Raw genomic sequence first — 24764 nt, forward strand, 5'->3', positions numbered from 1 at the left:
GGGAAACTGCTCTCCTTGAGAGCAGTTTTTTTATGTTTCATCCTGAAGTAAGCTCTCCATGATAATTCCATGTGCTTGTGCACTCAGCGTTTTGGTATCATTAACAGTTAATCCCTCCGTTTGAATAAATTTGTGGATCTTAGCTCTTAATGCACCTGGGCCACCACTGAAAAACGTATAGGAAAATCGCTTTTTATTATCAAAGAAAGTAATTGGCACTATCGGTATTTGATGATTTATCGCAAGTCGGAAAGCCCCATCTTTAAAAGTATCCAAAATAATCCTTTCATCAGGCACACCACCTTCAGGAAAAATACAAATACTCAAGCCTGATCGCAGGCGTTTTTGAGCTCGCAAAAAAACGGCTTGCCTGCTTTTTGGCGAACTCCTATCCACCAGAATACAAGTCCGTTTATAAAAAAATCCGAATAAAGGTAATTTGGCTAACTCCTTTTTTCCCACAAATACAAAAGGATTTTTAATTAATACCAGCATTAGCATGATATCGATCATGGAGGTGTGATTTGCAATGAACATATAGCTTTTGTTCTTTTCCGGCACTTGTTCTTTTATGAATATACAGCGAAAGCCCATCCCTACCAGTATGAATCGAGCCCAAAAACGTGCCAGTTTAAAAAAGAAAGGGTACCAAGACTCTTTTGAAATGGAAATCAGTAATATAGGAAATAATAAAACAATGGGTAGCCCTACCAGAATGTAAAACCAAATCCGATATAATATCCAAAAGATGTATTTAATGATACCCATGAGTATCAAAAGTAATATTATAAATTGACTATCTTTAGATACACAAACTATAAAATTTTATAATTATGAGTTTACTTTATGCCCTACTTATTGGAGCCATAGCCGGATGGCTGGCAGGAAAATTAATGAAAGGTGGTGGTTTTGGCCTCCTAGCAAATATCATTATTGGTATTATTGGTGGCCTTGTAGGAAACTGGATCTTTGGCAAACTAGGCGTAGCTATTGGAACTGGTTTAATCAGTGATATTATAACCGGTGCCATTGGTGCTTGTGTTATTTTATTTATTGCAGGACTGTTTAAAAAATAGCTTCCAGTCCATTTTTTTTGAAAAGTGGCTCAGGCCACTTTTTTTATTGGCTAACTTATCTTTAAATTTGCGCTTTAAACTCAGACATGGCAAGAATACTTACAGGCATTCAAAGTACAGGAACACCGCATTTAGGTAATATTTTAGGTGCTATTATGCCGGCCATCGATATGGCTAATGATCCTAAGAATGATTCTTATCTGTTTATTGCGAACTTACATACCCTTACGCAAATAAAGGACGCCGAACTCCTAAGAACCAACACCTATTCAACAGCAGCTACCTGGCTCGCCTTTGGTCTGAACACCGCCAAAACGGTATTTTACCGCCAAAGTGATGTGCCTCAGGTTACCGAACTTACCTGGTACCTTAGCTGTTTCTTTCCATACCAGCGCCTAACACTGGCACACAGTTTTAAAGACAAAGCCGACCGATTAGAAGATGTGAATTCAGGCTTATTCACCTACCCTATGTTGATGGCTGCCGATATTTTATTGTACGATGCCAATATTATTCCGGTAGGAAAAGACCAGTTACAACACATTGAAATGACCCGTGACGTGGCTACACGTTTTCATGCAAAAATGGGTGAAACCTTTGTGATGCCCGAAGGTAAAATTCAGGAAAACACCATGCTGATTCCCGGTACCGATGGTGAAAAAATGAGTAAAAGTCGTGATAATACCATCAACATCTTTCTTCCCGACAAAAAACTTCGCAAGCAGATCATGGGTATCCAAACGGACAGTACCCCTCTTGAAGAACCCAAAGATTGGAAAACATGTAATTGTTTTGCCTTATATAATCTTCTGGCTTCAGAGGATCAAATTACCGAAATGAAACAAAATTATGAGGCCGGTGGTTATGGTTACGGGCATGCCAAACAAGCATTATTCGAATTAATCATTACTAAGTTTGCACAGGAACGCGAGCGTTATAATTATTACATGGAGAACCTTGAGGAGATCGATAAGGTTTTGGCGCATGGTGCAGAAAAGGCCAAAGTCGTTGCCGACGCTGTTTTAAATCGGGTGCGCAAAAAAGTTGGTTATTGAGACCGGTTAATTCCCTTAAATAATTTCAAATAATTTTCCCGGTAATGGACGAATAAGTCCTTTCAGTTCCATATTCAAAAGGATACTGGCGACCTTGTAAATTGGCATCTCACAATGAATGGCAATGGTATCTAACTGCTGTTTATCGTGGTCTTTCAAATAATTATAAATTATTTTTTCTTCAGGATCAAGTTCCACAAACAACTGCTTTTGAATGGCCGGTTTTTGTTTATTTTCTAATTCCCAACCTAAAATATAAGGCACATCCAAAGGCGTGGTGAGCATATGTGCACGTTGGTGCTTAATTAAATTATTACAACCCTCGCTCAAGCTATCCGTAGTTCTTCCCGGCACAGCAAATACCTCCCGATTGTATGAATTTGCAATATCGGCGGTTACTAAACTACCTCCTCTCCTGGCCGATTCAATAACAATAGTCGCTTGGCTTATCCCAGCGATCACCCGGTTCCGTTTTAAAAAATTCTTTTTATCAAAAGAATCCGTGCTAGAAAACTCAGATAAAAAACCGCCGTGTGCTTCCATTTGGGCCATATACTTTTTATGTACTTTCGGATAAATCGTATGAAAGCCGTGTGCCAGACAACCAATCGTTTGCAGCTTATGTTGCAAAGCCGCTTTGTGTGCCGTAATATCGGTACCATAAGCAAAACCGGAAACGATTAGGGGATTATAAACCGCTAAAGTTTCAATAAGATTTTCACAAAAAGCTACACCGCTATTGGTAATTTTACGCGTACCTACGATACTGATAATATGCCTTTGCTTTAGATCGATTTTACCTGACTGGAATAATAGAATAGGGCCGTCAATACAATGCTTTAGTTTTTCAGGATAGTCGTCATCTTCGAAATAAAAAACCTGTAATCCTTCTTTTTCTATGAAATTCATTTCCGCCTCAGCTTCCTTCAAATAGTTTTTTTTGGATATCGCCTGAACAATCACCGAGCCAATCCCATTTATTTTTTGGAGCTTATGGGATGATTCTTTTAAAACAGCTTCAGCTGATCCGCAATGATTTATGAGTCTTTTGGCCGTAATATCGCCAATGTTAGGTATGTGCTGGAGGGCCAGCGTGTAAAGTAGGTCTGTTCTCGTCATGTTTGGGACATGGATTAATGTTTACAAGTAACGGAATTTTGCTGTGTTAATAAATAGTTCCCTGTAAATTTTATTAGATAGCAAATTTTTCTAAATTTGTTTTCATGCAACTGGAAACCTACATAAGCGATCTACTGTACCGTTACGAATGTGTTACTATTCCTGAATTCGGGGCTTTTATAACACAACCTGTATCGGCTACGATTTCTGAAGAAACACAAGCCTTTTATCCACCAAAAAAAGTTTTGTCGTTTAACGAACAATTACAAAATAACGATGGTTTACTGGCGCATTATATCGCTGATGTAGAAAAAATTCCATTTGAAGTAGCGCGCAACAAAGTAGCGAAACGCGTTAAGATCTTAAAAAGTTATCTCACACAGGGAGAAATACTCACCTTCAAGAATATTGGAGAGATGACCTTGAACAACGCCGGAAAAATTCAGTTTGAACCAACTTATCAATTGAATTATTTAACAGATGCTTTCGGATTATCTGAATTTGTTTCTCCGGAGATTCAACGTGAAAGCTATGCCGAAACGGTTCAATCTATTGAGGAAACCACACCGATCACTATTTCAACTAAAAAACGCGAGGCTACACCATTTTTAAAATATGCAGCTATCGCCGTGATCGCGCTTACTTTAGGTGGTATTGGAGGTTCTCGCTACTACATCAATCAAATTGAGACCCATAACCAGATCGCTCAGCAAGAAGCCGATCAACAATTGGAATCCCAGATCCAGCAAGCCACTTTCGATCTCAATACGCTGCCTTCTATTACTCTGAATGTAACCAAACAATCGGGAAAATACCATATTGTTGCCGGAGCATTCCGCATTGAAGCCAATAGCGATAAAAAAGTAAAACAACTTAAGTCCAAAGGCTATAGTGCCTACAAAATAGGCGTTAATAAGTATGGTTTACACGAAGTGGTTTATGCCAGTTACGAAAATCGTTTAGAAGCCTTGGAAGCTTTGCGAAGCATCAAACGTGAAGACAACGCTGCCGCCTGGTTGAAAGTGCAAGAATTGGATTAGGTTCTCTTATTCAATTAACTATTATAACATTTTAGGATTGAGTTAAACCTCCTCAAACGTGGTCGTTTTATAGAAATATATCACGCCGATAAGATATGATAAAACTCCAATAGAAAACCCAATACCTAAGGCCGATAATAGTCCCCTTTTTAAAACAAAAATAACATAATTACCAGGTAATATTACAGATAAGAAACCTACCAACCAGGCCTTGGATGATAGGTCTTTTGGTTTTATTAAAGTGTTACAATGCGGGCATGTCCACTTTGACAAATTCGACATCAAAAAAATCTTTTTGAAGGGTTGTTTCTTTTTACAAACCGGGCAAATGAAAGTATTCTTCATTAGGAGAATAATATATCAACTAATTAATTCTTTTACTTCCTAAATTCCTTCCAAAGTACCCGCATAATTAAAATTATAAAATATACCACCACAATTTCAATTAAAAACCCTAGAATGCCGTGATGCCTCAAGTAATCATCTTCCCGTGAAAAAAAATACATTCCTATGAGGTAGTCTATTATATTATAAATCATAACACCAACAGCCACCCAAATAAAATTAATAACATGCTTTTTCATTCAATTAATATTTAATTTTTAAATAGGTAAATAAAATCCTATCAAAATCTGTAGAGATTGTAATCAGGCCATATTTACTCAATAAAATAAAAGGTGGTTTTTTTTATTACTTTGAAAATATAAAGGTGGATATTTTGTAGGTAATATCTTAGTAATTTTTACGACTTTTCGTGATTTTTATAAAACACAATTTAAAATCATCGACAAACGAAAGACTCATCGGGGCTTATTTAGGAAATAATATTAAAAGTGCAAAAAGCGAATTACTGTCTTGTCCTAAAATATGGCTAAAGGTTAATATCAACTGTTTTCAGATTAGAAAAAAAATAGCAGAGAAGGACTAAACTTTAAGTGCAGTCCAGTCCTCAACTCCTATTTATTATTGACCGTGATATGCCTCGTTGCTATTTTAGATAAAGCTGTTTGAAATAATTTATAGAATACCATAAGGGAATTAATCTTTTCCAAATATCTTTTTTATCTATTATGTTTTTGTAGTATAATCTATAACCATCAATGAATGTTCTATAAATTGTAGAATAAAATAGAATACCTAAAACAAACCAAACACTTTCGAATTGATAATATTTAAAAGAAAGAATTAAAATTATCAATGGTAAAAGAATTAATAAATAATATATCCAAATGTTTTTTAAAATTTTCATAGCTAGTATATTAAGAACATTCATCACTCTCATAAGCACATATCACGGCTACACCTACCGCAACCTCTGGGAAAAAGGCCGTTCCAATCGACAAGAATACAGAATCCCACCCATTTTTGGTATATTTATCACTCATACAATCAACAATTGCTTGACCACATCCTTTTTGTAATAATATTTTCTTTGATCTATCGTTAGGTTCTAAAAATAGAAACTCAATGTTATTGTTTTTTGCATCAATTGAATAGTAATTAACTAGTTCTCCATTTTCATTCAAATACTTTACTTCTATTTCTGTCTCACTAATAAAATTTATTTCAGTTATTATAAATTTTGCTATTTCTCCATTCTTATCAATAATAAAACTCTTCTCCCTCTTCAAATTAGGGTTTGAATTATTAATTTCAGGGATAGAAATAGCACGTAAATCACTATTCTCAATAGAAATTAAAGAAGGATCGTCCAAATCATAATTCAATCTTTGTGTTTTCAAAATCAAGCGTTGCTATGATTCCATTTTGATTAATGCTTTTTCATTCCATTAATTGTTAGTTTTTTTAACGTACCGATACAATCCGATCGAAATATGAAAAGATCGCGGTCTGCACATGAGTTAAACAATAAAATAAAAAGGTGGTTGTACTACTTTGAATACTTAAAGGTGAATATTAAATCTCAATTATCAGAAAAAACAATATACTTTTTTGCTATTTCTTACAAAAAAATAAAATAACCATCGATAAACGGTATATCAAGCCTTTGGTTTTGTTTGGGCAACAAACCTTCAAATCCCCCAAAATCCCGTACCTTTGCAGCCTAATTACAAGGCTATGAAAGCAAAAACACCTGAAGAATCTAGAACCATAATGACCGATATGGTCCTGCCCAGTGAGACCAATCCCTTAAACAATCTTTTTGGAGGCGAGCTCCTTGCCCGTATGGATCGCGCTGCCAGTATTGCCGCCCGTCGTCATTCGCGCCGCATTGTGGTAACGGCCTCTGTGAATCATGTGGCTTTCAACCGTGCCGTGCCCCTGGGAAGTGTGGTAACCGTGGAGGCCAAGGTGTCGCGAGCTTTCAAAACGTCTATGGAAATTTTTATCGATGTCTGGATCGAGGATCGTGAATCCGGTGCCCGCACCAAGGCTAACGAGGCCATTTACACCTTTGTAGCCGTTGATGAAACAGGACTACCCGTAAAAGTGCCGGAAGTTATTCCCCAAACCGATATCGAAAAAGAGCGCCACGCCGCTGCTCTACGTCGCAAACAACTCAGTCTGGTTCTGGCCGGAAAGTTAAAACCCCAAGAGGCTACCGAACTCAAAGCGCTTTTCTTTAATTAAAAAAATATTTTGGACAATCCTCCTGCTTTAGGCAGGAGTCGGGCTTTCCGCTACTATCTTTTTCCGCTCAACGCGCAAAAAGGATAACCGCTGCAATCCCTATTGCGGGCTGCAGCAATGATTTAACACAATGTATTACATTTGATTGACCCAACTCGCCGGATCCTGAGTATTGGAATCCTTATACACAATAAAACTTAATAATGTTTCACCCGTAGCCGGGTTTGTAGCCACATCGCCAAGCACCTCTTTTGTACCAACACGATCACCCTCTTTTACCCGTATATTGATCACATTCCTGTAGGCTGTCATGTAATTACCATGCCGAATAACGATCACAGGATAAGCATTCTTGATCATGATGATCTTACTCACAACACCATCAAATACCGTACGAACCTCAGCTCCTTTTTCTGTGGCAATCAATACCCCGTTACGTTTCACTATAAGCGATTTATTAATTAACGAAGGCTGCCGACCATAACCCAAACGCACAAAACCCTTTTCAACAGGCCAGGGTAGTTTTCCTTTGTTGGCTTCAAAGTTCGAGGCCAATACCTTTTCTTCAGGGGTTAAAGCAAAACTTGTGCTTGAGGTCGATTTTCCGGCTTTGGCATTCGATTTGGCTATCTCGGCACGAATAATCGCATTGATCTGCTTTTCTATCCGATCGGCCTCGCGTTGCTTTTCCCGAATTTGTGCTGTATACCTGCTTAAATTCTTATTAATGGCTGCCATTAAACTTTGGTGCTGAGCCCGTTGGGCTTCCAGGTCTTTTTGGCTTTTTCTGTTTTCTTCGATCAAGGCATTCTTAGCCTCTTTTTGCTTCAGCAAATCCTTATTAATATCCTGTAATTCCTGGGTTTTTAACTTGATGATCTCACCCTGCTTTTTTTGATGCGCAGCATATTGTTTAATGTATTGCAAGCGTTTATAAGCCTGTTTAAAATTATCCGATGACAACAAAAACATCAAACGGCTTTGCTGATTTTTACTTTTATAAGACTTCACGATCATGGCCGCATAATCCGCTTTAAGCTGTTTCAATTCAGCTCTTAGGTCCGTTACTTTTTTCTGATTGTTGTTGATCTCTCGAGTAAGATAATTCGCTTGCTGATTGGTAACCTTGATCAAATTATTCAGCACATTGATCTTATAATTAAAATCCTCGATCTTCGATAATTCCGACTGCTTTTTCGAGCGGTTCTCTAACTGTAGGGCATTGATCTTTTCAATCTCTCGACGTAACTCCAAACGCCGATTCTCCAGTGCTTGTTGTTTATTATTTTGCGAAAAACCCAAAAAACAACACAACAACAGGCCAATAAATAAAATTCGTTTATGTGCTCGTTTTATATGCATCGCTACAGTTCGATTTTTTGGTATCCCGATGGAATTTTAAACGGAAAACGTAAACTTTCATTGAGGGAAGTGTTCTTAAAATCCAACTCAATAATCGCTTCCTGGTTGCCTTCAACTGCTAAAATCCGAATCGTTTCCGGAATAATCTGTTTTTGTACCTCCTGATATTTTTGGTAATCTATTTGCAACAGCCGACGCAAAGACGCCTGGGCCATTTGCTGTGAATTTACCTTGAACATGGCAGGGTCGATCAGGAAAAATAATTCAAACAATTCGTTCTGGTTTTTAGGCTGAACCACATAATTATTATCCAACACTTCTGAAGTGAACCCCTGAGTTTTCACAGGGTATAACAATTCTCCTAATATAAGGTTTTGCGCTTTGGTAAAATCCAATGGTATGCCCAACAGTTCGCTTAAATAGCTAAAATCCCCTTCAAAATAGGTTTTATCCAATTTGTTATAATAGCTTACACCGTCGGGAGTTATCATAGCTTTAACTACCGAAAACGCCGAACTCATCCAGATCTTTTGATCTTTTTCAATGCGTAAACTAATGCTGTAAGATTGTGAACGGCCGTCGGCATCATAACTCAACTTCACTTTCGAATCCAAAGTTCGGAATTTAGCTGCTTGCCTACTATTCTCTCTGATGACCTGTTTGGTTGAAAGGTTATAATTAGCTTCCGCTGAGGTAAGTGTTTTTGTTGACCGGCAACTAAACAACGTACTCATAAACAAGACTGCGATAAGGGCTGTATATTTACTCATTAATTCGATTCGGGTATTTGTTTGGCTTTATCACTAAACGTTTTTGCTTTAGCCATATTATTCAACAAGGTATAGGATTTGCTCATCTCTGAATAGAAATCACGGGTCATTTTCGGATTATCAACCACAAAATCAACACCCATATCCAAGGCTTCCAAAGCCTCTTTAGGTTTATTTAAAGCGTTTGAAGACACACCGTTTATTAAATAAAAGAGCGGTTGCGCCGGGTATTTCTCCATAGCCATTTGACTCTTTTCCTTAGCACTTTCAAACTTTTTAAAATCCAAATACAATAAAAGTGTGTTTTTCAACACCCTTAAATTATCCGGAGCCAAAGCCAAAGCTGCTTCAAAATTTTTCATGGCATTCACCTTGTCATTTTCTTTTAAATAATACTGACCCAACTCTAACAAGGTGTTCACATTATTTGTACTTCCAACAGCCACGGTAGCTTCTACCAGATCAGGTTCATACTCCGGAAAGGCTTTAACAAAATTCACAAAATCTGTTAGTACTTTCAATTTGGCATCCGGTTCAATCTGCGAACTCTTAACCACAATTTTCATAGATTCTATGGCCTTTTCAGGCTCATTGGCCTTCAAATAAAATTTATACAATGCCAGGTGAACCAATTGCGACTTCGGATTTACTCTTAAGAGTTCCTTAGCCGTTTCAAAGGCTTTGTCCTCTTGATTATTGGCGCTGTACCGGTAGATCAGTTTTAGGTAATTCGCTTCTTTATCAGGATCATTCTCAACACGTTCTTCCAAATTCTCTATTTGCTCATCTTTTCGGCCGGTAGCCTTGTAAATAGCATTACGCATGTAATCTCTACTTTCGGTAATGCCGTATTTAGCATCCAATTCATCCAGAATTTCTAAAGCTTTATCAAACTTCTCAATCTTCATATACAAACCAGCCAGATCTTCTTTATAATCCGGATGATATTCAACAAGGTCCTTTAGGGTTTTTATGGCCTTATCATAATCCTTTTGATCCAGATAATACCCATACAGGGCATCGTTATACCATTCATTTTCTGGCTCCAAACGCACCGCTTTTTTAAAGGCATCTTCGGCTTCGCCGAAATTTTGAAGCTGACTATAATTCAGGCCGAGTTCATAATAAACCACGGCAGAGCGCCTATCGATTTCTTCACATTTCAAAAGAGCTTCTACGGCACGATCGTAATTTTCAATAGCACGTTGTTTTAAGGCCTCAAAAAATGATTCCTGAAAAGCATCCTCAACATTACCTAGATCATCTGTGGGCTTTTTGTTAAAATCCACCTGAGCAAAGGCCATCTGAAACCCAACACTAAGGCTGAGAACAAAAATTAATATGACGTTCCTTTTTTTCATGAATTGTTAAATCCTAATCCGCAAAATGCCGTTCAAATTCTATTCCAAAACGGAATAATCGCCTAAACTTACCTTTGTGAATTTACCGTTGTAAATGACGTGATTCCCAATCATGGCTTCTTCTAAATGGGCATTCTTAATATGCGTTTCGTTTTGAATTAAGCTGTTAGCAATACTGGAATTTTCAATAACGGTGGATTCACCAACCGATACAAAAGGTCCAATCGTACTATTTTTTAAAACAACATGTTCCCCAATAAAACAGGGTTCTATAATAGTGGCGTTTTCAAGTGTCACGGAGGATGCTACAAGTTGTTCTTCACCATCTGATTCTAAAAATCCCAGCATGCGTTTATTCGTTTCAATAGTGATCGCCTTATTTCCACAATCCATCCATTCATCAACCGTTCCGGTTTTAAATACCTTACCCTCGGCCATCATACGTTTGATACCATCGTTAATTTGATATTCCCCACCATTGGTAATATTTTCATCTAGGATCTCCTGTAATTTATCTTTTAAAACGGCCACGTCCTTAAAATAGTAAATGCCTATAACGGCCTGATCGCTCACAAATTGTTTTGGTTTTTCAACCAATTCTACGATCTCCTCTTTCGCATTTAATTTGACCACCCCATAGGCTTCGGGATTGGCTACTTTTTTGGTCCAGATCACGCTATCAGCTTCAGCATCCAGATCGAAATCCGCACGAATTAACGTGTCGGCATAGGCAATAACAGCTGGCCCTGACAGCGATGGTTTAGCACACATAATGGCATGACCCGTACCCAAAGGCTGGTCCTGTCGATAAATACTAGCCTTAGCTCCCAGACTTTTTGCCAAGGCTTCAAGACTGGTCACGACCTCGTCGCCAAACCATGCCGGATCACCAAGAACAAAGGCAATTTCCTCTACAGGTTGTTTTAAAACTTTGGCTATATCCTTTACCAGACGGTGCACAATAGGTTGACCCGCTACTGGAATTAAAGGTTTTGGTACGGTTAAACTATGCGGACGTAATCGTGATCCACGACCCGCCATGGGAACTATTATTTTCATATTTTTTATTTTTTAGAATAGAGAAAATAGAGCAGAGAATAGAGATTTATATAATGCTCTAAATTCTCTTGTCTCTTGTCTCTTTTCTTACTTCTCTTCTCTCTTTTCTTTAAATCTACTTCACCCCGGTACTTCCAAAACCTCCGCTTCCACGCTTGGTTTCCGAAAGCTGATTCACTAAATCCCATTCGGCACGTTCATGTTTGGAAATAACCAATTGCGCAATACGCTCTCCATTTTGGATTACAAATTCATGATGTGATAAATTGACTAAGATCACACCGATCTCACCACGATAATCAGCGTCAATGGTTCCCGGAGCATTTAAAACAGTGATGCCCTTCTTAGCTGCCAAACCACTTCTTGGTCGTACCTGAGCTTCATATCCAATGGGTAACTCAATAAATAAGCCTGTCCCCACCACGCTCCGTTCCAAAGGTTTCAATGTCCGTGGCTCAGATAAGGCTGCGCGTAGATCCAACCCTGCTGAAGCTTCCGTTTCATACTGTGGTAAATCGTGATTTGATTTATTAATGATCTTAATTTTCATAATTTCAATACCTGTTTTATCTTGTCTTGCTCAAATTTATATACGATTCCCAAAAATACAATTAACAGCGTTATTCCAACAACATAATTTCCTCTAAATTCATAAAAGGACAACCAGGAAAACACCGTTGAGCCACCCAAGTAAAATCCTATTTTTTTGAGGTTATAAGGAATTGGATAATATTTTCTTCCAAAGAAAAATGATAAAAACATCATGACCGCATAAGCTACTAAAGTGGCTACAGCAGAAGCTTTATAACTGAATTCCTTGATAAATAAAAAGTTAATTGTTAAGGTGATTATCGCTCCAACTACCGATATGTACGCCCCAAATTTGGTGCGATCAGTGATTTTATACCATACCGACAGGTTGTGATAGATCCCCAGACAAAAATTAGCGAGTAGGATTATAGGAACGACCCACATGGCCTGCCAATAAGCTTCGCTACGCACAATAAATAGTTTCAAAACATCGGCAAAAACAACAACCGATAAAAATATGATCGCGCCCAAGGCGACAAAAAATTCGAGGATCCGAGCATAATTCTTTTGTGGGTTTTCCGCTTTAGCGTGACTGAAGAAAAAGGGTTCGATGCCCAACCTGTAAGCAGTGGCGAATAAGGTCATAAAAACAGCGATCTTGTAACAAGCCGAGTACATTCCAATTTGGGTCTCGGCAATGTCAGGCGGTAACATTTCAGCAAGAAGTATACGGTCAAAAGTTTCATTAACCGAAAACGCAACACCTGCAATAAGTACCGGATAGGCATATTTCAGCATTTTTTTCCAAAGTACCTTATTGAAAACATATTGAAGCTGCAGGTAGAATGGTGACATAAAAAGCAGGGTAACCGCACTTGCAATTAAGTTGGCAATAAATATATAACTGATCTCAAAATCCGGTCGATAAATAACATCAAAAAAGGTATTTTCTCTTGCCAGGTCTTTCAAGGCCAATAAGAAAAACACATTCAAACCCAGATTAATGGCCACATTTAAAATCTTTACCACAGCGTAGCGCATAGGCCTTGCCTTGGCTCGTAACCATGCAAAGGGAATAATGACCAAAGCATCCAGAAGTAAGATCCAAACAACAAGTTTGATATATTTAACATCGATACTTATGAGTTCAGCTATTTGATCTTGAAACAGAAGTGCTAAGGCAAAAAACAGGAATGATGAGAATATCAGTGAAATTGCAGACGTTCCCGTGACTGTCCTTTTATCGTCGTGTTTATTAAAAAAGCGAAAAAAAGCAGTTTCCATTCCGTAGGCCAAAACCACATTGAGCAAAACGAAATATGAAAATATTATTGAAACCTGACCGTATTCAGCAACGGAAGACAACACACCCTCGGTCGTGTAAAGAGGCACCAGTAAAAAGCTAAGCATGCGGGGTAGCACCGTAGCTAACCCATAGATTGCTGTTTGTTTGAATAATGACTTTAATCCACTCAAGAAAAGACAGTTTAAATGCTAAAAATACGCTTTTTAAGCCACGTATACCAAAGATACGGTATTGGAGATGTAATTAGATATCGAAGGGCTATAAAACTAAAAAAACCCCACCGTTTAGTGGGGTTTGTGTTTTTTAAGATTCCTACCCAAGGCAGGCAAGCTTCCGTCGCTTTCGCTCCTTTTGAATGACAAATGAAACGTCATTGCGAACATTCCGAATATAATTGGAGTTGAAGCAATCTTTCAACAAGGATTTCAATTATTGGATTACCACGTCGCTGCGCTCCTCGTAATGACAGAATCAATCTTAGTTGTTTAATGCTTCGGCACCACCTACGATCTCAAGGATCTCGTTGGTAATAGCTGCCTGACGCGCTTTGTTGTATGTTAATTTCAACTGATCGCGTAATTCTTTAGCGTTATCTGTTGCTTTATGCATCGCCGTCATACGTGCGCCGTGCTCTGCTGCAAAAGAATCGCGAATACCTTTATACAATTGTGTTTTTAAAGATTTTGGAATTAACTGCTCAACAATCTCTGCCTTTGAAGGCTCAAAAATATAATCGGCTTGTGCATTGTCATCCTGTGCCATCGGAACAATTGGTAAAAATTGTTCGTTCTTAACAATTTGCGTTGCGGCATTTTTAAATTGGTTGTACACGATCTCGATTTTATCAAACTCGCCATCTACAAACTTAGCCATTAAAAGTTCAGCTATTTTAGCAACATTATCAAAAGTTAGATCGTCAAAAACAGCACTCTCATTCGCAATAATCTTTCCAGTTTTCTTAAAGGCATCATTGGCTTTTTTACCAATGGCGACATAAGACACGTTCTGGTCTTTATACGTTTGAGCGGTCAAACGGTTAACCTCCTTAATAATATTTGAGTTGAACGCACCTGCCAAACCTCTGTTAGAAGTGATGGCCACAATAAGCACGCGTTTTACCTCACGTTGTGCTGAAAATTTACTTCCAGAATCATCATCCAAAGTTGCACTTAGGTTCTGTAAAAGCTCGGTTAGCTTATCAGCATATGGCCGCATAGCCGTTATCGCATCTTGAGCCTTCTTCAACTTGGCAGCCGATACCATTTTCATGGCACTGGTAATCTGCATCGTTGAAGATACCGATGTTATTCTGTTACGTATTTCTTTAAGATTCGCCATAATCTCCTTTTGTCATTCCGTACTTGTTACGGAATCTTTTTTAATTGAAATTCAAATAATGAGATTCCTGCTTTCGCAGAAATGACAATTAATATTTACTTGATAGATCTTTTGCTACCGCTATTAAGGTATCTGTTACTTCATCCGTTAATTTACCGGCTTTTAAGGTACTTAATACATCTGCGTGCTTTGCTCTTAGGAATTCTAAGTAGTCGCGCTCAAATTCTTTTACCTTTTCAACAGGTACGTTACGCAATAAGTTCTTAGATCCAGCATAAATAATAGCAATCTGATCTTCTACAGTATACGGATCGTTTTGAGCTTGTTTCAAGATCTCTACGTTACGTTTTCCTTTTTCAATAACATTCAAAGTAGAGGCATCCAAATCAGAACCAAACTTCGCGAAAGCTTCTAACTCACGGTACTGGGCCTGGTCTAATTTCAAAGTACCTGCCACTTTCTTCATGGATTTGATCTGTGCGTTACCACCAACACGAGATACCGAAATACCTACGTTAATAGCCGGACGAACACCAGAGTTGAATAAATCACCATCCAAGAAGATCTGACCATCTGTAATCGAAATTACGTTGGTTGGAATATATGCTGATACGTCACCTGCTTGAGTTTCAATGATTGGTAAAGCTGTTAATGAACCACCACCTTTAACCATAGGTTTTAAAGAATCTGGAAGATCATTCATTTCCTTAGCGATATTATCATCGTTAATTACTTTCGCAGAACGCTCTAATAAACGCGAGTGTAGGTAGAAAACGTCTCCAGGATACGCCTCACGTCCCGGTGGACGACGCAATAAAAGAGACACCTCACGATACGCAACCGCTTGCTTAGATAAATCATCATAGATGATTAAAGCTGGGCGACCAGTATCTCTAAAATACTCACCAATCGCAGCACCGGCCATTGGCGCGTATACTTGCATCGGCGCAGGATCTGAAGCATTTGCAGCCACTATCGTGGTATAGGCTAAAGCGCCTTTGTCTTCAAGAGTTTTTGCAATGTTAGCTACGGTAGAAGCTTTCTGACCAATAGCAACATAAATACAATATACAGGATTACCTGCATCGTAAAATTCTTTTTGATTTAAGATGGTATCTACACAAACTGTAGTTTTACCCGTCTGACGGTCACCAATTACCAACTCACGCTGACCACGACCCACAGGAATCATGGCATCAATAGATTTAATACCCGTTTGTAATGGCTCAGTTACAGGCTCACGATAAATAACCCCCGGTGCTTTACGCTCCAAAGGCATTAAATATGTTTCTCCTGAAATAGCACCTTTCCCGTCAATAGGATTTCCTAAGGTATCTACAACTCGACCTACAATACCTTCACCAACATTAATAGAAGCAATTTTAGAGGTGCGTTTTACTGTAGAGCCTTCTTTTACTCCAGAGGATCCACCTAATAATACGATACCAACGTTGTCTTCTTCCAGATTAAGTACAATACCTTCTAATCCGCCATCGAACTCTACTAACTCGCCATATTGCGCATTAGATAATCCGTAAGCACGTACAATACCATCACCTACCGTTAATACTGTTCCAACTTCATCTAATGAAGCGCTTGCTTCAAAACCTGATAATTGTTTCTTTAAGATTGCTGATATTTCAGCTGGTTTTACTTCTGCCATCTTTATTTAGTATTTACGCCCTTGGCTTGGCCCCGGGCGAGTCTTAATTTAATGTAAATTCTCGTTTTAAATTGTTCAGTTGATTTATAATACTGGCATTGTATTGTACATCGCCAATGCGTAAAATAAATCCTCCAATTATAGATTCGTCTATTTTATTTTTTAAATCCACGTCCTTGCCTGTCATGGCTTTAGCTTTAGCTAAAAGCTGTTTTTCCAATTCAGGAGTAATTGCCACAGCCGTAGTTACTGTACCATGTGCAATCCCTTTTGATTGGTCGTATAACTCCGAATATTTTGAAGCTACCTGATGCAAAAGCGCGATCCGGTTATTTTCGATAAGGGTATCTATTAAACTAATGGTTAGCTCATTGGTTTTTATGAACACCTCATCAAGAATTGCCTTTTTTGCAGCTGCATTGATCACAGGACTTTGAATTACACTACTGAACTCGCGATTTCCTGCAATGGTATTTGCAATGAGTTTCATATCCTCATTTACGGCCTGGGCTTCTTTATCATTTGAAACCGAAGCCAAAACGGCTTTTGCATATCGTATTGCTGCTCTTGCTCCTGCCATGGGTTATTAGTTTATTTTAGCGTCGTCCAACATGGTTGCCACTAACGCGTTTTGTTTTTCTTTATTGGCTAATTCCTGACGCACTACCTTTTCTGCGATTTCAATTGAAAGATCAGCTACTTGCTTTTTCAATTCAGACATAGCCGCTTTCTTTTCTGTTTCAATAGCATCCTGTGCTTGTTGAAGCATTTTATTAGCTTGCGCCTGAGCTTCACCTTTCGCGTCTTCGATCATTTTATTCTTTATCTCACGCGCCTCTTTCAACATCGATTCACGCTCCGCTCGAGCTTCTTTTAAAAGTTTTTGGTTGTCGGCCTGAAGGTTTTCCATATCACGCTTTGCTTTTTCAGCAGAATCCAAAGCATTCTTAATACCTTCTTCTCTATCGTTTACAGAGTCTAAAATGGGTTTCCAGGCAAACTTCTTCAATAATAAAATCAAAGCAATGAACAAGATAGCTTGCCAAACAAATAATCCTAACGAAAAGTCCTCGAATAATTTTTCCATAGTAACGTATATAAAATATCTTCTGTTTAATTAAAAAGAACAGCTATAACCAACCGTTATAGCTGTTTCTTAGTTGTTTTTAGCTTACAGCAAATAATGCTGCGAAACCAATACCTTCAATTAAAGCTGCTGCAATAAGCATAGCTGTTTGAATTTTTCCTGTAGCTTCAGGCTGACGCGCAATTGCTTCCATGGCAGAACCACCGATTCTTCCGATTCCGATTCCGGCTCCAATTACTACTAAACCTGCACCTACCATAACTGGTATTTCCATAAATATATGTATTAAATTAATTAAACATTCAACTCATTAATGTGCCTCGTCGTGGTGTTCTTCCACGGCCATACCAAAGTACAACGCTGAAAGCACGGTAAAAATATAGGCTTGTAATGCTGCTACCAACAATTCAAGGATAGCCAATACAAACGCTAATAAAAAGGATAATGAACTTCCGATCCAGTTCTCGAACAGGAATATCAATCCGATGATACTCATTAAAACGATGTGACCTGCAGTGATGTTCGCGTATAAACGAATCATCAGGGCAAATGGTTTAATGATGGTTCCAAGTAATTCAATTGGGGCTAAAATAATTTTCATTGGCCATGGCACGCCTGGCATCCAGAAAATGTGTTTCCAATAGTTTTTATTACCTGAAAATGTCGTGATCAAAAAGGTTATAAGCGCTAAACACATGGTTACCGCTATGTTATTTGTTAAATTCATTCCTATAGGTGTTAATCCAAAAAGGTTAACAATCCAGATAAAGAAGAATACGGTTAGCAAATAACTCATATATCTTTTATAATGTTTTTCTCCAATGTTTGGGATGGCAATTTCATCACGAACGTACAATACAATAGGCTCAAGAAGACGACCAAACCCTTTTGGTATACCGCCATTACTGCGATAGGTTCGTGCCATGCGATAGAAAATAATAAATACAATCGCGAAGATCATGAAGATCATCAAAACGTTCTTGGTTATAGAAAAATCTAAAGGTTTTTCATTCAACGCATGACCGTGTTCATCTTCAACAATATGGCCATCAGGACCATCTACTTTGTATATTTTGGAATGAAATATCTTGTAGTAATCACCACCAACTTCGGCCACGGTTTCTCCATGATGAAATTTAGAAGAAGAAAACACTTTTAAGCCATCGTCCCATAGAATCACGGGTAATGGAAATCCAGCATGAATTTCTTCACCATCTTTGGTATATGAAAACAAGTTAAAATCGTATGAATCCTTTAAGTGATGTTGAATGTAGGCTTGTACCTCTGTCTTGGTATCTTTCCCGTCAGAATACGACATCTCATGTTCACCCTCTTCTCCATAGGATAGAAAGGTTACTAAAAGCAGTAAAAATGTTATTGGTTTTAAGGCTATTTTCTTATGCATATCACTTTAAATCATAGTGGCTTAAAAATCGCTGCAAAGGTAGCTTTTTATATCAAAAACAAAAACAATTTTTTCTTTTATTTGAAATAAGCGCCAGGGCGCTATCATTGTTCAGCTTTATCTAAGGAATTCAGCCATTTACCAAGGCTTAAAGTTTCGAAAATCAAACCCACCACATAAGGCGTGAAAAAGCTTGCAAATTCAACTCTGGAAATATCGCCGTCCGATTTATAAACCGGGTAGAAAAAAATGAAGAAAACGGCAAATTTTAACAAACTCCCGGCCAGGAACAAAAAGCCTAACTGCTCTTTGTATTTACGGCGCAAATAATAAAGTATGCCGAAAATGATAATAACCAAACTTAGGTTTATGGTATAGGCTAGTATAATGTGGTCCGCAAATAGCGCCATATCCAAACCTTTAAGGATACCCAAATGGATTCCGAAAGTTAAAAGGAATAATAAGATCGCCTTTATGGAGAATTTAACAAAGGTATTTTGTGTCATTCAACTATTAAGTCGGTTTAATTGTTTGACTAAAGCGTATAAAGAAATGGCAACGCCTAAAAGTGTCATGGCGACAAGGAACAATTTTCCACCGGCATTGTAGGTTTGATCAAGCCATTTGCCCAAACGAACAAACAAATATATGGTAACCCCCATTTGAAGCCCTGCACCTGTTAGGATGGCAAAGTTCTTAAGCGGTTTTTTCGGATTTTGATCCTGCTTCTCGTTGTTGCTCACCGTTATTCATTTCTTTAACTGTGCCTTTCATGACACAGGTTACATTGAATGTTGCGCCAGGTTCTACGGCCAATTTACCGGAAATTACCTCGCCCTCAATATGTGCTGAGCTTTTTAAAGTTAAGGTGCCAGAAAGCGCTAATTTGCCGGAAAACTTTCCTTCAAAATACGCATCGGTACCTTGGAGCGATCCCTTGATCAATCCAGATTTACCAACAACTATTTTGCCCGTGGTTTTTACATTACCTTCAATGGTGCCATCAATTCTAAAATCACCTTTACTTGTGAGATCACCAACTATTTTAGTGCCTTCAGAAATAATGTTTTGTCCAGATGTATTTTCCATTTTTTTCTTATCTTTTTTGTTATCAGAGAACATTTTCGCTATTAATTTAATTTTAGGGTTAGATATTGATCTATGTTTTTATGAATCTGCACAATCTGATAATTGTCTGCAGAAATATAAAAGTACGGCCTTTTTATTTTTTTCTCGTTGTATTCGGCTAATAATTGATCGAAGGTTTGTGCGACCTGCTTATTTTTAAAGCCGTGAACTACCAAAAATGTGGTGTTCGTTGTATATACGTCAACTGAAGTACTTAAGTCGTAATATTTTCGCAGATTTTCCAAAATTTCATCCAGATTTTTTTTGAATTCAGGTATCGCTTCCCTCTCGATTGTATCAAATTGAAACACCACATAATAACTACCGTCTTCGGTATCCGGGCTAAATTCAGTTGATTCTAAATTAGGTAGAACACTTGTCAGCATATATTGTGCTTGTTTGCCTTCCTCCGTGTTCGCGTAATTAACGGCTACTTGGCTCAAGGCAGTTTTATAGGCCTCAAAACCTTTAAGGCGTCCCAGTGCTGTTGCCTTTAACAATTCGAATTTTGGAACCATAGGGTCGCCATTGAACGTATTGATGTTTTTTTCAGATTCCGATATAACCTCAGCATAATTCTGTTGCTCGTGCTTTTCATACAAAGTTTCATAAATACGCTCGGGACTGTTCTCCTCCCTGCCAGCCACGAGATCCGGGTTCAATAAGATATTGGCATAACGCGAAGCAGGATAATTTGTTATGATATCCGCTTTGGCGACATCAGCTTCACCTTGCTCGCCCAAAGCCTCATAAATTTTATACAGGTTGTATTTTGAAGGCAATATTAAGGGTTTGGCAGGATCGCTGCTCAATAGGTCGAGGAACTTTGTTTTGGCGCGTTCCAGTTCATTGAATTTTTCACGATAGATCAATCCTAATTGGTAGTATGCATAGTTTCTGTCCGTCTTTATACTATCTAATTCTTTTGGTTCTGAAGGCACCCTCGCCAAATAAAATTGCGGGTCGAACTTTTCTTCGGCCGTTGCCTGAGCTACAATATTCTGAGTTGGAGCAACCTCTGAAACCTGAGCGGTAACCGTTCTTTTCGACCAGCGCCAGTTATCTTCCAAAGGGCGATTTCCCCAAACTTTAATAAATTCATTTTTGCCATAGGCCACTAAAGTCGGATTGTAAAAGTAAAAACCTGCCGACTGCTGTGCGCTGCGATTACTCACAGGATTATTTGCTCCAATAATCCCGGTATTGGCATTGGCATTAGCTGATTTTTCAGATTCAGCAGCTTCTGTTTTGGCTTTGAGGTCGGCCACAAAGGCTTCAAAATAAGCAAGCCTTTCGGCATCCGGCATTTTTACTAATTTCAGAATACTATCATTAGTTTGTGCAATACCTTCATACAAAATAACATCCTCCAGATTATCACGCTTACGTTTTATAAGACGGAAAGCTTTAGAATTATCCTTCAGATTCAGCATGGTACTGTCGTAATATGCGCCAGCTATCTCATAGACCGAAGCATCAAAATTCATATCACCGAGTGTCTCATAGTTTTTAGCCTTTAGCAGTCTGTCATTAGAATCCGTGCGCAAGGATTTATTAAAATATACTATGGCTGTTGAATCCTGTTCATTCCGTAAACGATAATTGGCAATACCGTGATAGATCTTATCCAGGAATGGCCGGTTCTCCCGGTTTTCTTCCAGTTCGTCCAAGAGTTCTTCTAAAGTCAATTTATTACCGTTTTCGAGATCGAAATTCTTGATTTTTTCCAAATAAGCACTGATCATGTAAATCCGAGGTGTTCTTCGATTTAATTCAATCACCTTATCGAATGCGATATTAGCACTGTCCTTGTAGCCTAACTGATTATATAACTGGCCTTGAATAAAACGAAACCGCCCGCGTTCGTCATTACTTTTAGTGGCTTTAGCAGCAACTCCTAATTGGGTTATGGCTGTGTCGATCACCTTGGTATTAATATAGGCCTGAGCCAGTATGGAAGTGGCATCGGCTAGGTCCTGACCGTCCAGAGATTCTACACGCAATAAGCGCTTTAGATTTTCGATTGCAAGTTCGTTATTGTCCAAGCGGATATTCGCTTTTTCCCGCCAAATTTTGGCTTGATTGATCTTGTCACTAGCAGGATATTTGTATAGAATATAGTTAAAGGCTTCCAACGATGGAATAAAGCGCTGATCAAAATAACGGGCTTTTCCTAAAAGGAGGTAGGCCTCATCCATCTGAGGGTTCTTCTCCTTTCCATCGATGTTCATCCCGTGTTTTTGTATGGCTTTAGTTGCTTTTTCTTCTGCCCTTGTAAAATTCTCGTTTCTGGCCTGCCCGGGAAGTAAAATATCCTCGTCGATCTGCATACGCTCTATGGGAAGAAGACCCCAGTAATTATCAGCATAGGAGCTATTAAGTTGCATTCGGCCCTCTTCCAAGGCATTGTAACCATTAAAAAGGGCATTGTATTCTGCAGTAACGGCATGGAAATTCCTGCTCAAAAACTTGTCCTTTTTACGGGAACAGCTTATGAGTAAAACCACACTGCAAATAGTGAGAATAATTCGGTTTCGCGATGCTTTCAATACTGCCGGCCTTTTGTTGCTTAAATAACTACAAAGAGTTGTTATTATTATGCTAAAGGGTAAAAATAAACATCTTTTTCAATTCAACCATAAATTAAATAGGTGAATAAAAATAAGTTTAATTTGAAAAATGAGCTTCGAGCTCTTTCAGAGTCGCCGCACTGGTCACCAGATCCTTAACGATCTTTCCCTTATCCAAGACCACAATGCGTTGGCAAACATCGGTTACATGAAGAAGGTCGTGACTGGAAATAAGCATGGTAACCCCTTTCGTTTCCGCGAGGTTCTTTATAATGCCTTTTAACCTGATCTGCGTTGTCGGGTCCAGATTGGCAAAGGGTTCATCAAGAACGATCACTTCCGGGTTCCCGATCAAGGCGGCTACAATACCAGCCTTTTTCTGGTTTCCTTTACTCAGATCGCGCAAGTATTTTTTCTGACCAATAATTTCCCCGTGAAAAAAGTCTTCATATTGAGCAACCAAAGCATCTACGTCGGCTTTGTTCTGACCACGCAATTCGCCAATGAAATAAAAATATTCTTCGGGTGTCAGGTAGCCTATCAAAAAGGTTTCATCAATAAAAGCCGACGTAAAAGGCTTCCAGTCTTCGCTTTCATCCACCCTGATGTTATGGTTATCAATATAACCTGTTGTGGGTTTAATAAGGTCGAGTACCAAACTGAAATAGGTTGTTTTACCCGCGCCGTTATTTCCCACCAGACCAAAACTCTGGCCCTTGGGAATATCTAAAGAAGTGATATTCAAAACCTCTTTGTTGTTGTATTTTTTTGAAATGTTATTGGTTGTTATCATAACACTTATTTTTTAATTATCTTGGTTAAAGGCTGAGATCATTTTGTACTTAGAACGCAGGTATTTATTGGTAATCCCCTTCATCAGAGGTTTATGAAAAAAGATCCCGGAGAGTCCTAAAATTATAAGAACCGCACAAGCCCATTCAAAACCGATCAAAAAATACAATCCAGCAAATAGTCCCATTGGAATCAGTAATAATGGAATTCCTATTAAGAACTGAACCAAGCCTGTACCTTGGTAATTGAAGGCAGCTTTCTGACTCAGATCAATTTTTTTTCTATTAAAAGAGCCACCCCACAAGATGACATGCGAGTTCACCCCAATATTATAAATGGCCGCAGCAAAATGCGCCAATAAGATCTTCCATCCAAAATAAACGTAAGGTATACCGAGCACAAATAACATGCCGACACTAATGGTCATTAAAAGGAATTTCGATCTTAAATAATCCCGGTATTTGATATTCTGACTCATCAACAGTTTGTAATAGCCGCTATCCCAGGCCGGGATGAACTGTCCAAAATTGATCAGGAATATCCCTGTCGAGAAAAGCCCGATAAACATAAAAAACCAAGGCATGTTATTATAGGTAGGTTGTGGATAGAAAAACAAGCCATACAGCAAGCCAATTCCCAAAATCCAGACTGAAGATTTGGTGCGTTTGTTCCGCCAGATCAGGCGCAAGTCCATTTGCAAAAAGGGCGCAATACTTCCAAAGGTTCTGGTCCATTCCAGATTAGAGGCCTTAACCTCCTTTATTTTTGTTTTTAAACCACTGTCTAAAAATAGTTTGGCGCTTAAGAATTTAAAATTATAGTAATACAAAGTTCCAAGAAGCAGCACAAGTACCAAAACATAAACCGGTTGCTCTAAAACTGCATTCATACCGTTGGCGACCAAGGTGTCTAATTGAATAATATTAAAATAATTCAAAGCAAATAAGCCACCCAAACCTATAACAATAGGCAAAAATGAAACAGAAATTTCTGCGGAAACACTTTCAATAATAAAATTGAGAAAGTTGTTGCAAAGGCTGATCAGGAAAAGTGTGAATATCCATAGGATAATAGTAAAACCATCAACTCCGGTGAAAAAGAGTTTAACGCCAAATGGAATGAGGGCAAATAAAGGTAAAAAATTATAGAGCGATAAAGCCGATTTCCCTAAAACGTAATGTACTATGGTTTTTCGCTTTAAGTTTAAAATCAAAAATGGTTTCACGTGCATCGCCGGAAGCTTCTGAAAGAAAAAGCGTATCAGCAATTCCGTCATGATCCAATAAAATATGCCTGCATTTATAAGCTTTATAGGGTCTTTGTCCGGAGCTACTTTCTGAATAATATCCAGAAGGAAAAAACCCATTACCAAGAACACCGCCATAAAATACAAGGCCATAAATCCCATTAAGAATTTTATAACCAAGCTTTTCCCCAAGCTGGCCGACCTAAAAAAAGACCGCCACTCCAGATATAAAAATCGTTTAATCACAAGCGTTGAATTGTGGTT

The 24764-nt window shown here is 38.4% G+C and carries 26 protein-coding genes; 4 read left to right on the forward strand and 22 right to left on the reverse strand.

Annotated elements, in window-relative coordinates; translation table 11 throughout:
* Positions 1-30: 30 nt before the first annotated feature.
* Complete coding sequence (locus V8G61_RS13395; RefSeq protein WP_394876371.1) at positions 31-768, reverse strand: lysophospholipid acyltransferase family protein; 738 nt, start codon at positions 766-768, stop codon at positions 31-33.
* Positions 769-833: 65 nt separating this feature from the next.
* On the opposite strand from V8G61_RS13395, the gene V8G61_RS13400 reads away from it, so the two are divergent.
* On the forward strand, positions 834-1076 hold the full coding sequence (locus V8G61_RS13400; RefSeq protein WP_394876372.1) for a GlsB/YeaQ/YmgE family stress response membrane protein: 243 nt from the start codon (positions 834-836) through the stop codon (positions 1074-1076).
* Positions 1077-1162: 86 nt separating this feature from the next.
* Positions 1163-2131, forward strand: coding sequence for a tryptophan--tRNA ligase (trpS, locus tag V8G61_RS13405; RefSeq protein WP_394876374.1), 969 nt, complete (start codon positions 1163-1165; stop codon positions 2129-2131).
* 15 nt (positions 2132-2146) lie between these two features.
* Here the strand turns inward: trpS and dprA are convergent, their stop codons facing one another.
* Positions 2147-3250: a DNA-processing protein DprA gene (gene dprA, locus V8G61_RS13410; protein ID WP_394876375.1), complete on the reverse strand. Its 1104-nt coding sequence runs from the start codon at positions 3248-3250 to the stop codon at positions 2147-2149.
* A 104-nt stretch (positions 3251-3354) separates the two neighbouring features.
* Between dprA and V8G61_RS13415 the strand changes: the two genes are divergently transcribed.
* Positions 3355-4290 carry an SPOR domain-containing protein gene (locus V8G61_RS13415; RefSeq protein WP_394876376.1) on the forward strand — a complete coding sequence of 312 codons (936 nt, stop codon included), beginning with the start codon at positions 3355-3357 and terminating at the stop codon, positions 4288-4290.
* A 377-nt stretch (positions 4291-4667) separates the two neighbouring features.
* Here V8G61_RS13415 and V8G61_RS13420 read toward each other — a convergent pair whose 3' ends face one another.
* On the reverse strand, positions 4668-4874 hold the full coding sequence (locus V8G61_RS13420) for a hypothetical protein (RefSeq protein WP_394876377.1): 207 nt from the start codon (positions 4872-4874) through the stop codon (positions 4668-4670).
* A 675-nt stretch (positions 4875-5549) separates the two neighbouring features.
* Complete coding sequence (locus tag V8G61_RS13425) at positions 5550-6032, reverse strand: hypothetical protein (protein ID WP_394876378.1); 483 nt, start codon at positions 6030-6032, stop codon at positions 5550-5552.
* A 337-nt stretch (positions 6033-6369) separates the two neighbouring features.
* On the opposite strand from V8G61_RS13425, the gene V8G61_RS13430 reads away from it, so the two are divergent.
* Positions 6370-6882, forward strand: a complete 513-nt coding sequence (locus tag V8G61_RS13430; RefSeq protein WP_394876605.1) for an acyl-CoA thioesterase — start codon at positions 6370-6372, stop codon at positions 6880-6882.
* A 135-nt stretch (positions 6883-7017) separates the two neighbouring features.
* On the opposite strand, the gene V8G61_RS13435 is transcribed toward V8G61_RS13430, so the two are convergent.
* From V8G61_RS13435 to V8G61_RS13520, 18 genes are all read right to left on the reverse strand, one after another.
* Complete coding sequence (locus V8G61_RS13435; protein ID WP_394876379.1) at positions 7018-8244, reverse strand: murein hydrolase activator EnvC family protein; 1227 nt, start codon at positions 8242-8244, stop codon at positions 7018-7020.
* 2 nt (positions 8245-8246) lie between these two features.
* Positions 8247-9014: a DUF4292 domain-containing protein gene (locus V8G61_RS13440; RefSeq protein WP_394876380.1), complete on the reverse strand. Its 768-nt coding sequence runs from the start codon at positions 9012-9014 to the stop codon at positions 8247-8249.
* A complete protein-coding gene (locus V8G61_RS13445; RefSeq protein ID WP_394876381.1) occupies positions 9014-10375 on the reverse strand; it encodes a tetratricopeptide repeat protein in 1362 nt (453 codons plus the stop codon). The genes V8G61_RS13440 and V8G61_RS13445 overlap by 1 nt, the downstream gene beginning before the upstream one ends.
* A gap of 39 nt (positions 10376-10414) precedes the next feature.
* A complete protein-coding gene (locus tag V8G61_RS13450) occupies positions 10415-11434 on the reverse strand; it encodes a sugar nucleotidyltransferase (protein WP_394876382.1) in 1020 nt (339 codons plus the stop codon).
* 115 nt (positions 11435-11549) lie between these two features.
* A complete protein-coding gene (gene dut / locus V8G61_RS13455) occupies positions 11550-11984 on the reverse strand; it encodes a dUTP diphosphatase (RefSeq protein ID WP_394876383.1) in 435 nt (144 codons plus the stop codon).
* Positions 11981-13441 (reverse strand): oligosaccharide flippase family protein, encoded by a 1461-nt coding sequence (locus tag V8G61_RS13460; RefSeq protein WP_394876384.1) that lies wholly within the window; start codon positions 13439-13441, stop codon positions 11981-11983. The genes dut and V8G61_RS13460 overlap by 4 nt, the downstream gene beginning before the upstream one ends.
* A gap of 307 nt (positions 13442-13748) precedes the next feature.
* A complete protein-coding gene (atpG, locus tag V8G61_RS13465) occupies positions 13749-14609 on the reverse strand; it encodes an ATP synthase F1 subunit gamma (RefSeq protein ID WP_394876386.1) in 861 nt (286 codons plus the stop codon).
* A gap of 88 nt (positions 14610-14697) precedes the next feature.
* A complete protein-coding gene (gene atpA / locus V8G61_RS13470) occupies positions 14698-16272 on the reverse strand; it encodes a F0F1 ATP synthase subunit alpha (protein WP_394876388.1) in 1575 nt (524 codons plus the stop codon).
* Between the two features lie 43 nt (positions 16273-16315).
* The gene (atpH, locus tag V8G61_RS13475) at positions 16316-16852 is read right to left on the reverse strand and encodes an ATP synthase F1 subunit delta (RefSeq protein WP_394876389.1); all 537 of its coding nucleotides are present in this window, start codon (positions 16850-16852) and stop codon (positions 16316-16318) included.
* A 6-nt stretch (positions 16853-16858) separates the two neighbouring features.
* Entirely contained in the window at positions 16859-17359 is a 501-nt protein-coding gene (locus tag V8G61_RS13480) for a F0F1 ATP synthase subunit B (RefSeq protein WP_394876390.1), read from the reverse strand.
* A gap of 79 nt (positions 17360-17438) precedes the next feature.
* Positions 17439-17633, reverse strand: coding sequence for an ATP synthase F0 subunit C (atpE, locus tag V8G61_RS13485; protein WP_344738838.1), 195 nt, complete (start codon positions 17631-17633; stop codon positions 17439-17441).
* A 36-nt stretch (positions 17634-17669) separates the two neighbouring features.
* The gene (gene atpB, locus V8G61_RS13490) at positions 17670-18764 is read right to left on the reverse strand and encodes a F0F1 ATP synthase subunit A (protein WP_394876391.1); all 1095 of its coding nucleotides are present in this window, start codon (positions 18762-18764) and stop codon (positions 17670-17672) included.
* A 104-nt stretch (positions 18765-18868) separates the two neighbouring features.
* Positions 18869-19270 (reverse strand): DUF6168 family protein, encoded by a 402-nt coding sequence (locus tag V8G61_RS13495; RefSeq protein WP_394876392.1) that lies wholly within the window; start codon positions 19268-19270, stop codon positions 18869-18871.
* Positions 19271-19507 (reverse strand): AtpZ/AtpI family protein, encoded by a 237-nt coding sequence (locus tag V8G61_RS13500; protein WP_394876393.1) that lies wholly within the window; start codon positions 19505-19507, stop codon positions 19271-19273. It abuts the gene before it with no gap.
* Positions 19461-19886 carry a polymer-forming cytoskeletal protein gene (locus V8G61_RS13505; RefSeq protein ID WP_394876394.1) on the reverse strand — a complete coding sequence of 142 codons (426 nt, stop codon included), beginning with the start codon at positions 19884-19886 and terminating at the stop codon, positions 19461-19463. Before V8G61_RS13505 ends, V8G61_RS13500 begins: the two co-directional genes overlap by 47 nt.
* A gap of 8 nt (positions 19887-19894) precedes the next feature.
* A complete protein-coding gene (locus tag V8G61_RS13510; RefSeq protein ID WP_394876395.1) occupies positions 19895-22357 on the reverse strand; it encodes a hypothetical protein in 2463 nt (820 codons plus the stop codon).
* Positions 22358-22559: 202 nt separating this feature from the next.
* Entirely contained in the window at positions 22560-23255 is a 696-nt protein-coding gene (locus V8G61_RS13515) for an ABC transporter ATP-binding protein (RefSeq protein WP_394876396.1), read from the reverse strand.
* Between the two features lie 12 nt (positions 23256-23267).
* Positions 23268-24746 (reverse strand): DUF5687 family protein, encoded by a 1479-nt coding sequence (locus V8G61_RS13520; protein ID WP_394876397.1) that lies wholly within the window; start codon positions 24744-24746, stop codon positions 23268-23270.
* Between the last annotated feature and the right edge of the window lie 18 nt (positions 24747-24764).

Origin of the sequence: Gaetbulibacter sp. M240, from assembly GCF_043876815.1 — a bacterium.
Taxonomy (GTDB): domain Bacteria; phylum Bacteroidota; class Bacteroidia; order Flavobacteriales; family Flavobacteriaceae; genus Gaetbulibacter_A.

Excerpts from the sequence above, each read along its gene's own strand:
- atpG (WP_394876386.1), bottom strand. The coding sequence starts at position 14,609 with ATGGCGAATCTTAAAGAAATACGTAACAGAATAACATCGGTATCTTCA.
- V8G61_RS13430 (WP_394876605.1), top strand. The coding sequence starts at position 6,370 with ATGAAAGCAAAAACACCTGAAGAATCTAGAACCATAATGACCGATATG.
- V8G61_RS13515 (WP_394876396.1), bottom strand. The coding sequence starts at position 23,255 with ATGATAACAACCAATAACATTTCAAAAAAATACAACAACAAAGAGGTT.
- atpA (WP_394876388.1), bottom strand. The coding sequence starts at position 16,272 with ATGGCAGAAGTAAAACCAGCTGAAATATCAGCAATCTTAAAGAAACAA.
- dut (WP_394876383.1), bottom strand. The coding sequence starts at position 11,984 with ATGAAAATTAAGATCATTAATAAATCAAATCACGATTTACCACAGTAT.
- V8G61_RS13505 (WP_394876394.1), bottom strand. The coding sequence starts at position 19,886 with ATGTTCTCTGATAACAAAAAAGATAAGAAAAAAATGGAAAATACATCT.
- atpB (WP_394876391.1), bottom strand. The coding sequence starts at position 18,764 with ATGCATAAGAAAATAGCCTTAAAACCAATAACATTTTTACTGCTTTTA.
- V8G61_RS13420 (WP_394876377.1), bottom strand. The coding sequence starts at position 4,874 with ATGAAAAAGCATGTTATTAATTTTATTTGGGTGGCTGTTGGTGTTATG.
- V8G61_RS13435 (WP_394876379.1), bottom strand. The coding sequence starts at position 8,244 with ATGCATATAAAACGAGCACATAAACGAATTTTATTTATTGGCCTGTTG.
- atpH (WP_394876389.1), bottom strand. The coding sequence starts at position 16,852 with ATGGCAGGAGCAAGAGCAGCAATACGATATGCAAAAGCCGTTTTGGCT.
- V8G61_RS13480 (WP_394876390.1), bottom strand. The coding sequence starts at position 17,359 with ATGGAAAAATTATTCGAGGACTTTTCGTTAGGATTATTTGTTTGGCAA.
- V8G61_RS13395 (WP_394876371.1), bottom strand. The coding sequence starts at position 768 with ATGGGTATCATTAAATACATCTTTTGGATATTATATCGGATTTGGTTT.
- trpS (WP_394876374.1), top strand. The coding sequence starts at position 1,163 with ATGGCAAGAATACTTACAGGCATTCAAAGTACAGGAACACCGCATTTA.
- V8G61_RS13445 (WP_394876381.1), bottom strand. The coding sequence starts at position 10,375 with ATGAAAAAAAGGAACGTCATATTAATTTTTGTTCTCAGCCTTAGTGTT.
- dprA (WP_394876375.1), bottom strand. The coding sequence starts at position 3,250 with ATGACGAGAACAGACCTACTTTACACGCTGGCCCTCCAGCACATACCT.
- V8G61_RS13400 (WP_394876372.1), top strand. The coding sequence starts at position 834 with ATGAGTTTACTTTATGCCCTACTTATTGGAGCCATAGCCGGATGGCTG.
- V8G61_RS13440 (WP_394876380.1), bottom strand. The coding sequence starts at position 9,014 with ATGAGTAAATATACAGCCCTTATCGCAGTCTTGTTTATGAGTACGTTG.
- V8G61_RS13415 (WP_394876376.1), top strand. The coding sequence starts at position 3,355 with ATGCAACTGGAAACCTACATAAGCGATCTACTGTACCGTTACGAATGT.
- V8G61_RS13450 (WP_394876382.1), bottom strand. The coding sequence starts at position 11,434 with ATGAAAATAATAGTTCCCATGGCGGGTCGTGGATCACGATTACGTCCG.
- V8G61_RS13495 (WP_394876392.1), bottom strand. The coding sequence starts at position 19,270 with ATGACACAAAATACCTTTGTTAAATTCTCCATAAAGGCGATCTTATTA.
- atpE (WP_344738838.1), bottom strand. The coding sequence starts at position 17,633 with ATGGAAATACCAGTTATGGTAGGTGCAGGTTTAGTAGTAATTGGAGCC.